Consider the following 13524-nt stretch of genomic DNA (forward strand, 5'->3'; position numbering starts at 1 on the left):
CCTGGCGCGCTTCGGCGGCGCGTCGGGCTTGCACGACGGATGTGTGGGGGAAACAGCAACCGGCTCTCAGCAGCGGAAGACCTGCAGCGCGGCAGGGGAGAGGGATCTCCAGGGTCTGGCCGTGCGGTGGTGCGTCCCGTGGGGGGCGGCCACCGGCCGCGCCTCCACCCGTTCACGGGTCGGCAGCGGTCGTTCCTGCGCCCACCCGCAGGCGGCGGTGCGCTGGCGGTGGCGGGTGTGCGGGGGACCGGCCGGGTCCCCGGGGCAACTCAGGTCGCGGAACGTGTCGGAACCGTCGTGCACCGGCTTGGAGGAGGACTTGATTCCGGGCTCGGCCTTGGCCTTCACCTGATGGAAAGTGTGCGCGGATGCGAAGGTTCCGGCGGGCGTGAAGAGCTGCAGTGCGAGCAGGGCTGTGGCGAGGAGCGAGATCACGGCCAGGGTTGTCCTACCTCGGAACATGCGCCCCCCTCCCGCGTCTCACGCCTCTGGTCCATGCCAAGGTTAGGTCAATGGATGGTCAAGAAGCACCGTAACCCAACGGAGATGTTTGCTGGGTTAACTCGGTGTTACGCGCGGAAGAGAGCGTGAAAAGCGCCGGTGGCGTGGCCTGAACCGGCCCTTGATCGGCGCGTCCTGTTGCGGTATCAGCCCTGCTCCGCCGGCACCAGGTCCTTGGCGTCCCTGGCGAGCGCGGTGAGCCGGGATATCGCACGGAAGTACTTCTTGCGGTAGCCGCCGTTCAGCATCTCCTCGCTGAACAGCTGGTCGAACGGCAGTCCCGAGGCCAGGACGGGCACCTCACGGTCGTAGAGCCGGTCCGCCAGGACGACGAGCCGCAGGGCCGTCGACTGGTCGGGGACCGGGCGCACGCCGGTGAGGCACACGGCCCGCAGGCCGTCGGTCAGCGCGCCGTACCGGCTGGGGTGCACCCGGGCGAGGTGGTCCAGCAGCCGTGGGAAGTCGTCGAGCGACGCGCCCTCGGTGGCGTGCGCGGCCCGGGTCACCTGCTCGTCGGAGAACGGCGCCGGGGCCTCGGGCAGCCCGCGGTGGCGGTAGTCCTCGCCGTCGATGCGCAGGGTGCGGAAATGAGCCGACAGCCCCTGGATCTCGCGCAGGAAGTCGGCCGCCGCGAACCGGCCCTCGCCGAGCTTGCCGGGCAGCGTGTTGGAGGTGGCCGCCAGCGCCACGCCCGCCTCGACCAGCCTGCCGAGCAGGGTGGACACCAGGACCGTGTCGCCCGGGTCGTCGAGCTCGAACTCGTCGATGCACAGCAGGCTGTGCCCGGACAGCGTCTGCACCGTCTGCTGGAAGCCGAGCGCGCCGACCAGGTTGGTCAGCTCGACGAACGTGCCGAACGCCTTGCGGGACGGCTCGGCCGGGCTGGCGTGCCAGAGGGAGGCGAGCAGGTGGGTCTTGCCCACGCCGTAGCCGCCGTCCAGGTAGACGCCGCGCGGGCCGGCCGGGGCCTTGGGGGCCTTGGCCCTGCCGAAGCCGAACAGACCCCTGCGGGGGGCGCCTCCCGCGCGTGCGCCGTCGGTCCCGGCCGCGAAGTCCTCGAGCACCCCCACCGCCTCGATCTGGCTGGGCTGGCCGGGGTCCGGGATGTACGTGGCGAAGCGCACCGAGTCGAAGCGCGGCGGCGGCACCATCTCGGCGACCAGCCGGTCCGCGGGGACGTGCGGCTCACGGTCACACAGGGACAGGGGGGCCGCGTCGGCCACGGGGCCGATCCCGGAGGCAGCGGTGGAAGTAGGCACGCTTCCCTACTTTAGGCGCCGTGACACACTGCACGGATGCGACGCCTGTTCCCTGTGACCGACGAAACAGCCGACCAGAGCATCGGTGCCGCCGCCCGTGAGGGGGCCGACGAGGCTCCCGGCGCCGACGCCGACCGTGAGTGGAGCCTCGCCGAGCTCGCCGCCGCCTACGCCTATCCCGAGCCGGCCGCACCCGGCGGGCGGGTGCCGTGGCTGCGGGCCAACATGGTGTCCACCCTCGACGGCGCGGCCCAGCACGAAGGCCGCTCGCACCCCATCTCCAGCGCGGCCGACATGCGGATCTTCGGCACGCTCCGGGCGCTGGCGGACGTCGTCGTGGTCGGTGCGGAAACGGTACGGCAGGAGGGGTACCGGCCGGCTCGCGAGCGGGTGGAGTTCGCCGGGCTGCGGTCCGCGGCGGGGCAGGGCCCGGCCCCGGCGATCGCGGTCGTCACCGCGAGCCTGGAGCTGGACTTCTCCCTCCCGCTGTTCACCTCGCCCCTGGTGCCCACCCTCGTCCTGACCGGAGCGGCAGCGGCCCCCGACCGGGTCGCCGCCGCGGAGAAGGCGGGCGCCCGGGTGGTCGTGGCGGGCGACGGGATGGGGGTGGACCCGGCCCGTGCCGTCCAGGCCCTCGCGGACCTCGGCCACACCCGGCTGCTCACCGAGGGCGGCCCCCGGCTGCTCGGCCAGCTCGTGGCCGCGGAGGTGCTCGACGAGCTCTGCCTTACCGTCTCGCCCATGCTCACCGCGGGGGACGCGCAGCGCATCGCCGGGGGACCGTCCGTCCCCGTGCCCCGGCGCTTCGAGCTGGTGTCCCTGCTGGAAGAGTCCGGATTCCTGTTCAGTCGCTACCGTCGGTCCTGAAAATCCGTGCGATCACGGGGCAGGATGGTTTCCGCGGGACCCGCCGGGGCTCGCGGAGGAAGAGGCCCGCGGTTGCGCGAAGGAGAAGGGGCGCTGGTGTTCACAAGCGTTTTGATGATCGAGAAGGCCCTGACGTCCGCCGACGTGGAGTTCGTCAGCACCTTGCACGGAGAGGAGCAGGTCTTCTTCCACGTGCTGCTCCAGCCACGCGGCGACCAGGCGGACCGCCTGCTCAGGGCCATCGACGACATCGCGCTCGGCGAACTCGACGAGGCCGCGCGCGAGGGCGCCACCCCGGAGGGCGACGACGCCAGGGCGCTCGGCCGGCAGGCCCTGGACGTGTCCCTGAGGGCGCTGCGGGCGGCGGGCGGCGATGCGGAGGGCCGGCTGATCGAGGACCACCCGCTGGACGCGCTGAAGGCCCTCGTCGACGAGGTGGAGGCGGACGAGGTGATCGTGCTGACCGACCCCCACTACGTGGAGGAGTTCTTCCACCGCGACTGGGCCTCACGGGCCCGGCACAAGGTGGGGGTACCGGTGCTGAAACTGTTCTCGCACAGCAAGGCCTAGCCGCCGCCCCGCCGCTGCCGCTGCCGCTGTGCTCGGCCGTGCAGGACGGCCGTGACCCCGGGCCCCAGGGCACCGGCGGCTCCCCTCCACCCTGCCTCGCCTTGCCCCGGGCGCCCCGCGCGGGTGGGCCGCCCCCGAAACGGTCGGCGTCTGCCGGTGGTACGGGTCCGCCCCGCCTCGGCGCTGCTGCCCGGCGCGCCCGCGCGGGTGGGCCGCGCCGCCCCCCGAAGCGGTCGGCGTCTGCCGGTGGTACGGGTCCGCCCCGCCTCGGCGCTGCTGCCCGGCGCCCCGCGCGGGTGGGCCGCCCCCGAAGCGGTCGGCGTCTGCCGGTGGTACGGGTCCGCCCCGCCTCGGCGCTGCTGCCCGGTGCCCTGCGCGGGTGGGCCGCGCCGCCCCTCGAAGCGGTCGGCGTCCGTCGGTGGTACGGGTCCGCCCCACGGCGGCGACGTAGTCGCGGCGGTCGCACCGCGGCCGCTATAGGGTGGGGGCGCTCACCGTAGTACCGGATCTTGGGAGATACGCACATGGCAGCCGGCCTTCCCCCCGCCATGGACCGACCGCACTTCATCGGCATCGGCGGCGCCGGGATGTCGGGTATCGCGAAGATCCTCGCGCAGCGCGGGGCCAAGGTGGCGGGCAGTGACGCCAAGGAGTCGGCGACCGCCGAGGCGCTGCGGGCCCTGGGCGCGACCGTGCACATCGGGCACGCGGCCGGGCACCTCGCCGAGGACGCCACCTGCGTGGTCGTGTCGTCGGCGATCCGGAAGGACAACCCGGAGCTCGTCCGCGCCGCCGAACTCGGCGTCCCGGTGGTGCACCGCTCCGACGCCCTCGCCGCCCTGATGGACGGGCTGCGTCCGATCGCGGTCGCCGGCACCCACGGCAAGACCACGACGACGTCGATGCTCGCGGTGTCGCTGACCGAGCTGGGCCTGAACCCGTCGTACGCCATCGGCGGCGACCTGGACGCGCCCGGCTCCAACGCGCTGCACGGAGAGGGCGACATCTTCGTCGCCGAGGCCGACGAATCGGACCGCAGCTTCCACAAGTACGCCCCCGAGGTCGCGATCGTCCTCAACGTGGAACTGGACCATCACGCCAACTACGCCTCGATGGACGAGATCTACGAGTCCTTCGAGACCTTCGCCGGCCGGATCGTGCCCGGTGGCACGCTGGTGATCTCCGCCGACCACGAGGGCGCCCGGGAGCTGACCCGGCGCCTGGCGGGATCGGTGCGGACGGTGACGTACGGGGAGGCGGAGGACGCGGACGTACGTGTGCTGTCGGTCGTGCCGCAGGGCCTGAAGAGCGAGGTCACCGTCCTCCTGGACGGGCAGGAACTCACCTTCGCCGTCTCCGTCCCCGGCCGCCACTACGCCCACAACGCGGTGGCCGCGCTCGTGGCGGGCGCGGCGCTGGGCGTCCCGGCCACCGGGCTGGCCGGCGCGCTGGCCGCGTACACGGGCGTCAAGCGGCGTCTGCAGCTCAAGGGCGAGGCGGCCGGCGTCCAGGTGATCGACTCCTACGCCCACCACCCCACGGAGATGACCGCCGACCTGGAGGCGATGCGCGCGGCCGCGGGCGACGCCCGGATCCTGGTCCTCTTCCAGCCGCACCTGTTCTCCCGCACCCAGGAGCTGGGCAAGGAGATGGGCCAGTCCCTGGCGCTCGCCGACGCCTCGGTCGTCCTCGACATCTACCCGGCCCGCGAGGACCCGATCCCCGGCGTCACCAGCGACCTGATCATCGACGCGGCACGGGCCGCGGGCGCGCAGGTCACGGCCGTGCATGACAAGGAGCAGGCGCCGGCGCTGATCGCGGGAATGGCGAAGGCCGGTGATCTCGTTCTCACCATGGGAGCGGGCGACGTCACCGACCTCGGCCCGCTGATCCTGGACCAGCTGTCGAAGTGAGGGGCTGAGACTCATGTCGTACTACGTCGAGAAGCCGGACGAGCAGTGGCGCGCGGAGCTGAACCCGGCCGAGTACGCCGTCCTGCGGCAGGCCGCCACGGAGCCCGCCTTCACCGGTGAGTACACCGACACCAAGACCAAGGGCGTGTACTCCTGTCGCGCCTGCGGTGCCGAACTGTTCACCTCCACCACCAAGTTCGAGTCCCACTGCGGCTGGCCGTCCTTCTACGACCCGAAGGACACCGACGCCGTGGAGCTCGTCGAGGACCGCTCGCACGGCATGGTCCGCACCGAGGTCCGCTGCGCCCGCTGCGGCTCCCACCTGGGGCATGTCTTCGAGGGCGAGGGCTATCCGACCCCGACGGACCAGCGGTACTGCATCAACAGCATCTCGCTGCGGCTGGCCCCGGACGAGGGCTGACTCCGGTAGATCCTGTCAGGGCGTCGGCTGTCGGAGTACGGACACAATCGAGGTCTAGACTGCAGCCCTCAAACGGCCCGAACAATGACGACCGTGGCCGAGAACGGGCAGCTTCTGCCACACCCGAAGGGTATGCGGCGCCTTGATAAGGATAGATTCAGTCACCAAGCGGTACCCGGACGGCACGGTGGCGGTCGACCGGCTGTCGTTGGAGATTCCGGACCGCTCGATCACCGTCCTCGTGGGCCCGTCCGGCTGCGGCAAGACCACGACCCTGCGGATGATCAACCGGATGGTCGAGCCGAGTGAGGGCACCATCCTCATCGACGGCGTCGACATCCAGAAGCAGCCGGTCAACACCCTGCGCCGGTCCATGGGGTACGTCATCCAGAACGCCGGCCTCTTCCAGCACCGGACGATCATCGACAACATCGCCACCGTGCCCCGGCTGCTGGGCTGGAGCAAGGACAAGGCCCGGGGGCGCGCGGCCGAGCTGATGGACCGGGTCGGGCTCGACTCCTCACTCGCCAGGCGCTACCCCTACCAGCTCTCCGGCGGTCAGCAGCAACGCGTCGGCGTGGCGCGGGCGCTGGCCGCGGACCCGCCGGTGCTGCTGATGGACGAGCCGTTCTCGGCCGTCGACCCGGTGGTGCGCAAGGGCCTGCAGGACGAACTCCTGCGCCTCCAGGAGGAGCTGGGCAAGACGATCGTCTTCGTCACGCACGACATCGACGAGGCCGTCAAACTGGGCACGATGGTCGCCGTGATGCGCACCGGCGGCCACCTGGCCCAGTTCGCCCCGCCCTCCGAACTCCTGTCCGACCCCGCCGACTCCTTCGTCGAGGACTTCCTCGGCGCGGACCGCGGTATCCGCCGGTTGTCCTTCTTCTCCTCCGCCGGGCTGCAGCTGCAGACCGCGCCGGTCGTCGCCGTCGACGCGAGCGCCGAGCGGATCGCCGCCCGCGGCACCGCCGACGCGCCCTACGTCCTCGTGACCGACCTCGACGGCCGTCCGCTCGGCTGGAGCAGGCCGCAGGACCTCACCCCCGGTGAGATCGCGCCGGAGCGGCTGCTGTCGTACGGGCGGCCCTTCGTGGCCGGCCGGGACTCGCTGCGGGCCGCCCTCGACGGCACCGTGCTCTCCCCGACCGGCTGGGCCGTCGCCGTCGACGACGCCGGGCGGGTCGTCGGCGTCGTCTCGCAGCAGGTCATCGGCGAGGCCATCCGCGAGGCCCACGCGGAGGCGCCCCGCGCTGCGAAGGTGGCCGGATGAACGGCCTGTTCCACCTTCCGAGCGACCTTCAGAACAGCTACTGGGGCCTGATCGGCCTGCACCTGCGCGAGGCCCTGCTGCCGGTCCTCGCCGGCCTGCTGGTGGCCCTGCCGGTCGCCCAGCTGTGCGTACGGCTGCGCTGGCTGTACGCGCCCGTGCTGTGGGTGACGACCGTGGTGTACGCGATCCCCTCGCTCGCCCTGTTCGTCATCCTCATCGACTACACGGGCCAGACCGAGACCACGGTGATGATCCCCCTGGCCCTCTACAGCCTGGTGGTGCTCGTCCCGGCGATCGTCGACGCCGTCCGCTCGGTGCCGCAGGAGACCCTCGCCGCCGCCACCGCCATGGGCTTCGGACCGGTACGCCGCTACCTCCAGGTGCAGTTGCCGATCGCCGTTCCCGCCATCCTCGCGGGCCTCAGGGTCGCGACCGTCTCGAGCATCTCACTCGTCAGCGTCGGCGCGCTCATCGGCAACCAGGGCGGCCTCGGCAATCTGCTCCACGACGGCATGACCTACCACCAGCCGCGGCTGATCTGGCTCTCGGTGATCGGCTCGGCCGTCCTCGCCGTGCTCGCGGACGCCGTGCTGGTCGGCGTCCGTCTGCTCCTGACGCCCTGGATGCCGCGCGGCACCCGCAGGGCACGCCCCGTCGACGCCGAGGCCCGGCCCGAACCGGCCGCGGCCGCCCTGGAGGACGCCGTCCGATGAACGTACTCCACTTCGTCAACGCCTTCTTCAGCGACAACGCCAACTGGCACGGCTACGACGGCATTCCCACCCGGCTGCGCGAGCACGTCCAGTACACACTGATCGCCCTCGCCGTCGCCGCCGCCATCGGCCTGCCGGTGGGTCTGCTCACCGGGCACACGGGCCGCGGCGGCAACGTCCTGGCGCTCGCCGCCACCGCCGCGCGGGCGCTGCCCAGCTTCGGTCTGCTGGTGCTGATGTTCGTCCTGATCGGCTTCGGCCTGGTGCCCGTCATGATCCCGCTGGTCGCTCTCGCCGTGCCGCCGATCCTGGTGACGACGTACGAGGCGATGCGCTCCGTGGACCCGTCGCCGGTGGACGCCGCACGGGGCATGGGCATGGGGGAGCCGCGGATCCTGTTCCAGGTCGAACTGCCCGTCGCGCTCCCGCTGATCCTCAGCGGGCTGCGCTCGGCCGCCATCCAGATCGTCTCGACGGCCACCATCGTCGCCTACGTCAGCCTCGGCGGGCTCGGGCGGTACATCATCGACGGCCTCGCCCAGCGCAGCTACGCGAAGGTGGTGGGCGGCGCCACCCTGGTGGCGGGGCTGGCGCTGGTCACCCTCGCGGTGTTCTCGCTGGTGAACAGGATCGCGGTGTCACCGGGCGTACGCCGCGCGGGCTGAGCACGGCCGTCAGCGTCCCTCGGTGCGGGCCAGCGCCAGCTCCAGTACGACGAGCAGCGCGTCCCGCACCGAGCCGCGTTCCCGGGCGTCGAAGACCAGCACCGGGACGCCGTCGTTGACGTCGAGCGCCCAGCGGACCTCGTCCAGGGTGTGCTCCACCGTTCCGTCGAAGGCGTTGACCGCCACCGCGAACGGGATGCCCTTGTGCTCGAAGTAGTCGACGGCGGCGTAGCAGTCGTCCAGGCGGCGGGTGTCGACGATGACCAGCCCGCCGACCGCGCCCTCGACGATGTCGTCCCACATGAACCCGAACCGCTCCTGCCCGGGCGTGCCGAACAGGTACAGCTTGAGCGTCGGGTCGATGGTGATGCAGCCGAAGTCCATCGCCACCGTGGTGGTGGACTTGCGCGGGGTGTGCGTGAGGTCGTCCACCCCCGCCGCGACCTCCGTGATCGCGGCCTCGGTGGTCAGCGGCTCGATCTCCGAGATCGCGCCCACGGCGGTGGTCTTGCCCACGCCGAAACCGCCCGCGACGACCATCTTCACCGGCAGCGGGGGCCGTATCGCGGCCGGCCGCGCGGCCGGGCCGCCGGTCGGAGCTTCAGTCGGTGTCACTCAGTACCCCCCGGGAGTCGGGGATGGCGCGGAGGCCATCGATAACCCTGCGCAGGACGGACGCGTCGTGGGTGGCGTCGGAGTCGGGCACGCACACCGTCAGCTGCCCGGCCGCGCGCAGATCCTCGGCCAGGACGCGGACCACGTTGAGGTGCAGTCGCAGCCGGGCCGCCAGCTCCGCGATCGACAGCGGGAGCCGGCAGGCGGCGACGATGTCGTGCCGTTCGAAGGACAGCGTCTCGAGCGCGTCGAGCCCGGCGGCGGTGGCCACCACCTGGGTCTCGACGGGCACCGTCCGGCCGGAGCCGCTGTCCGCGACCCGGCCCGCGGTGACCAGGAACGGCCGTACGGCGGGGGCGGGGCCCACCGGGTCGGGGCCCGGGGGCGGGGAGCCGTCCGCCATGACTGCGTGTCTTCCTCTCTCGGCTGTCTCGCCCTGACCGCGCCGGCGGTCAGCGCGTCGACGGGACGCCGACGGTGTTCTTCAGCTCCAGCACGAGCTGGGGGCTGAGCGCGGCGCCGGCGCGGTTGGCGAACAGTGTCATCTCGTACGCGATGTTGCCGAGCTTGGCCTCCTTGTCGGCGACCACGCCGAGGACGGCGCCGCTGCCGATGGCGGAGACGATGACATGGCCGCCCTGCAGATCGATGATGACCTTGTTGAGGCTGCCCAGCCCGTAGTTGCCGGAGGCGCCGGCGGCCAGGCTGGTGATGCCGGAGACGATCGCGGCCAGCCGCTCGGAGTGGGCGCGCTCGCGCAGCTCCGACACGGCGATGAGCAGCCCGTCGGAGGACACGGCGATGGCGTCCACGACACCCGCGGTCTCGGTGGCGAACCGCTTGAGCAGCCAATTGAAGTCGGCCGCGGCGGCCTGCAGATCGGTCGGCTGGGTGCCGCCCGTCGGGGTGTCACCTGTCGACGTGCTCACTGCTCGGCTCCTTCCGGGAGGTGGTTCTGGTCGTGCGTGTGGTGCGTCGTCTCGGTCCCGCCGGTCCCGCCGGTCCCGCCCGCCCCGCCCGTCGCTCCGGTCAGGTCGGGACGCGGGAAGTCCCCGGTGTCGCTGTCCCGCCGGGCGCGTTCCACCGCCGCCTCGAACTCGTCCAGCGCGTCGCGTACGGCGTCGGCGTCGACGGTCCGTGCCACCTGCGGCACGACCTGGGCGGCACCGGCGGTCGTGCGGAGGGTCGCTCCGCGCACCCGGCGGTGGAGGGGGCGGGAGGCACCTGCCGCGGGCGTGGGTGTCCCGGCGCCGGTCCCCTCCTCGCCCGCCGACTCCCGGCGCGGGACCCGCCGGGGGAGCGGGGAGGGACGGTCGTGCCCGGGCCCCGCGTCGGGGGGCGCGGGGGCGGTGGGAGTCGGGGGAGGAGCGGCGGACGTCGAGCCGAGGGGGGCGGCGGACGCGCCGGTGAGCACCGCCGCACCGGAAGCCCCGTGGCCGGCGCTCACCGTCGCCGCCTCGGTGGAAACGGGCCCGGCGGAAAGATCCCTCTCCGCCGGACCACCGGAGGCCACCGTCAGCAGCAGGCGGGCCGGCAAGGTCACCTCCGCCGTCACGCCTCCGCCCGGGGTGCGGGAGAGGACGACCCCGATGTCCCAGCGGCGCGCCAGCGTGCCGACCACGAACAGGCCGAGGACCTTGGTCGGCACCAGGTCCAGGCGTTCGCGGCGGATCAGACGGGCGTTCTCCTCCGCGAGACGCTCGGCGCTCATGCCGAGGCCGTGGTCGGTGATGACGACGTGGGTGCCCTCGTCGCCGGAGCTGACGGTCACCTCGATGGGGCTGCCCTGCGGGGAGAACGACACCGCGTTCTCCAGGAGTTCGGCCACCATCAGGGTGAGGTCCCCGATGATGTCCGGCTCGATCATCGCGTCCGCCGCCGCGTGCAGCCGTACCCGCTGGTAGCCCTCGATCTGCCCGAGCGCGGCCCGTACGACGTTGCTGAGCGCGGTCGGCCCGGCGTCCAGGACGGTCTCCCGGATGCCGGCCAGCAGCATCAGGCTGTCGGCGTTGCGGCGCAGGCGCACGGCGATGTGGTCGATGGAGTACAGCCGCTCCAGCAGGGCCGGATCGGTCTCGCCCCGCTCCACCGCGTCGATCAGCGCCAGCTGGCGCGTGGTCAGGTTGCTGACCCGGCGGCCGACGTTGCCGAACATCTCCGCGACGTTGCGCCGGCTGAGCACCTGCCGCTCGAGCAGCGCCGCCGCGCTGGTCTGCACGCGGTTGAAGGCGCCGGCCAGGTCGCCGATCTCGTCGCGCGCGGTGACGGGCACGTCCCGCAGCCGGGGCGGCCCGTCGTCCTCGGAGTCGTCGTCGGCCACCCGGGCCAGTTCCCGGCCCGCGACGTCGGCGACCTCCCGCGCCACATCGGTCAGGGCCTGCACCGGCCGGATCACCGAACGGCGGACCACGAAGGCGAAGGCGAGCCACAGCGCGAAGCCGATCAGCGCGACGCTCAGCAGCAGCCCGGCCCGCCACTGCGCGGAGCTCGACGCCGCGTCGGCCCGGACGGCGATCCGGTCGATCAGCGAGGTGGTGATCTTCAGCCGGGCCGCGGCCTGTGCCGGGTAGTCGGGGTAGTCGTCCAGCGCGTCCTTGACCGCCGCCCTGATCTCGGCCTGGCTGCCGGCCTCCAGCTTCCCGGGGGCGATCTGCAGCTCGGCGTACGACTCGGCGATGGCGCGCTGCGCGGCGGTGTGCTCCATCCCGGCCAGCGCCTCGGCCTGGTCGGCGGTGGCGAACCGGGCGAACCGGTCCGCCTGGTGCTCGTAAAGGTCGTAGGCGCCGACCGCGCCGGTGAACTCGATCAGTGCGTTGGTGTCCCCGGTGGTCGCCGAGAACACGCTGGTCTCGAAGGAGCTGTGGGCGGCGTCCGCGCGCAGCAGCGAGTCCAGCAGGCTGCCGGTGAACGTCGAGGCCAGGGAGACGTTGCGGTCCAGGTCCAGCCCGTCGATCAGGTCCTGCGAGGCATTGGTGTACGCCGGGTCGATGTTGTCGGCCGGGAAGTAACCGCCCTCGACGGTCCGGCGCAGGCTGCTCAGACCCTCGACCTGCCTGAGGGCCTGTGCCTCGGTGTCCGGCAGCCGGCCGCCGAAGGTGTCGCGCACCTTCTCCGCCTGGGTGTCGACCGCCTGCTGCGCCGCCCGGTAGCCCTTCGGGGAGGGCCTGCCGGCACCCGCCTCGTAGCGCACCGAGAGCAGGATGGCCTGCTGGTGCTCGGCCTCGACCAGGTTCACCAGCCGGGCGACCTGGGCGCTGTCGCGCACCAGCCGCGCCGCCGACCGGGCGCTGCCGGACTGCTGGAGGAGGTCGGTGATGAGGTAGGACAGCAGTGCCGCGATCACCGCGAGAGGCACGCCGACCAGGATGTTCAGCTTGCGCCGGAAGGGCCAGCGGTCTGCAAAGCCCCGGGCGGGCGCGTCCACAGCCTTCGTGGACACAGGGCCTCCTAGGTAGGGGTGTCTCCACCTGAATGATCAGCAACGACACCGAAGCGGGCCCCGTACACCGCTGTGACCGACGTCAACGGCCGTGAGACTACAGCGTCCTTGAAGCGTCAATCACCAGACCGCATGTCAAGAATCCGTTACAAATGAACCGCTTGTGCTACACAACTAGCCACTGACCGAAGCCAACCAGTGACCAGAACACTCTTGACTGACCGAAGACAGCCTGGATTGGATCAGTCTCAGAGCTGTTCCACGCTGTGCACGTTGTCCACCGCACCATCTGAGCCCGGAACGGGAACCGTGACTACCAACACCCACACCAGCAGGTCATTCCGGAGACACCCTGGCGCGGCGATCGCCGTGCTGGCCACGGCGACGGCCCTGCTGGCGGGCTGTTCCTCCTCCGACAAGTCCGACGACCCGCTCGCGGGCAAGAAGGCGAGCGGCGGCACCGTCGTCGTCGGCTCGAACAACTTCCCCGAGAGCACCCTGCTCGCCGACATCTACGGCGAGGCCCTGAAGGCCAAGGGAATCAAGGTCGAATACAAGCCGAACATCGGCAGCCGCGAGACGACCTACGGCCTGCTCAAGAACGGCAGCATCTCGGTCCTGCCCGAGTACAACGGCGCGCTGCTCGCCTACCTCGACCCGAAGGTCACCCCGAAGACGGTCGCGGAGACCACGGCCGCCCTCAACGCCAAGCTGGACTCCAAACTGACTCTGCTGAAGCCGGCCTCGGCCCAGAGCAAGGACTCCGTCACCGTCAACAAGGAGACGGCGGCGAAGTACAACCTCACCGGCAAGTCCTCCGTCGCCGACCTCAAGGCCGTGGCGAAGGACCTGGTCATCGGCGCCTCGCCGGAGTTCCAGACCCGGCAGCAGGGCCTGGTCGGCCTGAAGTCGGTCTACGGCCTCCAGTTCAAGTCCTTCAAGGCGCTGGACGCGGGCGGCACGCTCACCCAGACGGCGCTGAAGAAGAACACCGTGCAGGCCGCGGACATCTTCACCACGGACCCGACCATCTCCAAGGAGAAGTTCGTCGTCCTGCAGGACCCGAAGAACCTCTTCGGGTTCGAGAACGTGCAGCCGCTGGTCTACAAGAGCGCGCTGAACCAGAAGGGCGTGGACGCCCTCAACGCCGTCTCCGCGAAGCTGGACACGGCCGCGCTGCTGGACCTGGACACCCAGGTGCAGTCGCAGAACAAGGACCCGCTGGACGTCGCCAAGGCCTGGCTGAAGTCCGCCGGCCTCGACTGACCCGGCACCGTTGGACACGAGC

At 71.8% G+C, this 13524-nt stretch carries 14 protein-coding genes; 8 read left to right on the forward strand and 6 right to left on the reverse strand.

Annotation, left to right across the window (positions count from 1 at the left end; translation table 11 throughout):
- Positions 1 to 66: 66 nt before the first annotated feature.
- Both ACFY0F_RS28625 and zapE read right to left on the reverse strand, forming a co-directional pair.
- Entirely contained in the window at positions 67 to 462 is a 396-nt protein-coding gene (locus tag ACFY0F_RS28625; protein ID WP_388800270.1) for a hypothetical protein, read from the reverse strand.
- 185 nt (positions 463 to 647) lie between these two features.
- Positions 648 to 1760 (reverse strand): cell division protein ZapE, encoded by a 1113-nt coding sequence (gene zapE, locus ACFY0F_RS28630; protein ID WP_388800273.1) that lies wholly within the window; start codon positions 1758 to 1760, stop codon positions 648 to 650.
- 36 nt (positions 1761 to 1796) lie between these two features.
- Between zapE and ACFY0F_RS28635 the strand changes: the two genes are divergently transcribed.
- The 7 genes from ACFY0F_RS28635 (at position 1797) to ACFY0F_RS28665 (ending at position 8182) form a co-directional block, all read left to right on the forward strand.
- Complete coding sequence (locus tag ACFY0F_RS28635) at positions 1797 to 2627, forward strand: pyrimidine reductase family protein (protein ID WP_388800276.1); 831 nt, start codon at positions 1797 to 1799, stop codon at positions 2625 to 2627.
- A gap of 96 nt (positions 2628 to 2723) precedes the next feature.
- Positions 2724 to 3197 carry an indole-3-glycerol phosphate synthase gene (locus ACFY0F_RS28640; protein ID WP_388800279.1) on the forward strand — a complete coding sequence of 158 codons (474 nt, stop codon included), beginning with the start codon at positions 2724 to 2726 and terminating at the stop codon, positions 3195 to 3197.
- A 524-nt stretch (positions 3198 to 3721) separates the two neighbouring features.
- On the forward strand, positions 3722 to 5110 hold the full coding sequence (murC, locus tag ACFY0F_RS28645) for a UDP-N-acetylmuramate--L-alanine ligase (protein WP_388800282.1): 1389 nt from the start codon (positions 3722 to 3724) through the stop codon (positions 5108 to 5110).
- A gap of 13 nt (positions 5111 to 5123) precedes the next feature.
- Entirely contained in the window at positions 5124 to 5531 is a 408-nt protein-coding gene (msrB, locus tag ACFY0F_RS28650; RefSeq protein WP_388800285.1) for a peptide-methionine (R)-S-oxide reductase MsrB, read from the forward strand.
- Positions 5532 to 5673: 142 nt separating this feature from the next.
- The gene (locus tag ACFY0F_RS28655) at positions 5674 to 6804 is read left to right on the forward strand and encodes an ABC transporter ATP-binding protein (protein ID WP_388800288.1); all 1131 of its coding nucleotides are present in this window, start codon (positions 5674 to 5676) and stop codon (positions 6802 to 6804) included.
- On the forward strand, positions 6801 to 7517 hold the full coding sequence (locus ACFY0F_RS28660; protein ID WP_388800291.1) for an ABC transporter permease: 717 nt from the start codon (positions 6801 to 6803) through the stop codon (positions 7515 to 7517). Before ACFY0F_RS28655 ends, ACFY0F_RS28660 begins: the two co-directional genes overlap by 4 nt.
- Positions 7514 to 8182, forward strand: a complete 669-nt coding sequence (locus ACFY0F_RS28665) for an ABC transporter permease (RefSeq protein ID WP_388800294.1) — start codon at positions 7514 to 7516, stop codon at positions 8180 to 8182. The genes ACFY0F_RS28660 and ACFY0F_RS28665 overlap by 4 nt, the downstream gene beginning before the upstream one ends.
- A 9-nt stretch (positions 8183 to 8191) precedes the next feature.
- Here the strand turns inward: ACFY0F_RS28665 and ACFY0F_RS28670 are convergent, their stop codons facing one another.
- Genes ACFY0F_RS28670 through ACFY0F_RS28685 form a run of 4 tightly spaced genes read right to left on the reverse strand, consistent with a single transcriptional unit; the run spans position 8192 to position 12236 of the window.
- Entirely contained in the window at positions 8192 to 8797 is a 606-nt protein-coding gene (locus tag ACFY0F_RS28670; RefSeq protein WP_388800297.1) for an ATP/GTP-binding protein, read from the reverse strand.
- Entirely contained in the window at positions 8784 to 9200 is a 417-nt protein-coding gene (locus ACFY0F_RS28675; RefSeq protein WP_388800300.1) for a DUF742 domain-containing protein, read from the reverse strand. The genes ACFY0F_RS28670 and ACFY0F_RS28675 overlap by 14 nt, the downstream gene beginning before the upstream one ends.
- A 49-nt stretch (positions 9201 to 9249) precedes the next feature.
- Positions 9250 to 9726, reverse strand: coding sequence for a roadblock/LC7 domain-containing protein (locus ACFY0F_RS28680; protein WP_388800303.1), 477 nt, complete (start codon positions 9724 to 9726; stop codon positions 9250 to 9252).
- Entirely contained in the window at positions 9723 to 12236 is a 2514-nt protein-coding gene (locus ACFY0F_RS28685; RefSeq protein WP_388800306.1) for an ATP-binding protein, read from the reverse strand. Before ACFY0F_RS28685 ends, ACFY0F_RS28680 begins: the two co-directional genes overlap by 4 nt.
- Before the next feature lie 309 nt (positions 12237 to 12545).
- On the opposite strand from ACFY0F_RS28685, the gene ACFY0F_RS28690 reads away from it, so the two are divergent.
- Complete coding sequence (locus ACFY0F_RS28690) at positions 12546 to 13502, forward strand: glycine betaine ABC transporter substrate-binding protein (RefSeq protein WP_388800309.1); 957 nt, start codon at positions 12546 to 12548, stop codon at positions 13500 to 13502.
- The last annotated feature ends 22 nt before the right edge of the window (positions 13503 to 13524 follow it).

The sequence above is a fragment of the Streptomyces sp. NPDC001544 genome (genome assembly GCF_042894285.1).
GTDB lineage: Bacteria > Actinomycetota > Actinomycetes > Streptomycetales > Streptomycetaceae > Streptomyces.

Bases quoted from the DNA above. Each gene is read 5' to 3' on its own strand.
- ACFY0F_RS28660 (WP_388800291.1), top strand. From the start codon at position 6,801: ATGAACGGCCTGTTCCACCTTCCGAGCGACCTTCAGAACAGCTACTGG.
- msrB (WP_388800285.1), top strand. From the start codon at position 5,124: ATGTCGTACTACGTCGAGAAGCCGGACGAGCAGTGGCGCGCGGAGCTG.
- murC (WP_388800282.1), top strand. From the start codon at position 3,722: ATGGCAGCCGGCCTTCCCCCCGCCATGGACCGACCGCACTTCATCGGC.
- ACFY0F_RS28635 (WP_388800276.1), top strand. From the start codon at position 1,797: ATGCGACGCCTGTTCCCTGTGACCGACGAAACAGCCGACCAGAGCATC.
- ACFY0F_RS28665 (WP_388800294.1), top strand. From the start codon at position 7,514: ATGAACGTACTCCACTTCGTCAACGCCTTCTTCAGCGACAACGCCAAC.
- ACFY0F_RS28675 (WP_388800300.1), bottom strand. From the start codon at position 9,200: ATGGCGGACGGCTCCCCGCCCCCGGGCCCCGACCCGGTGGGCCCCGCC.
- ACFY0F_RS28625 (WP_388800270.1), bottom strand. From the start codon at position 462: ATGTTCCGAGGTAGGACAACCCTGGCCGTGATCTCGCTCCTCGCCACA.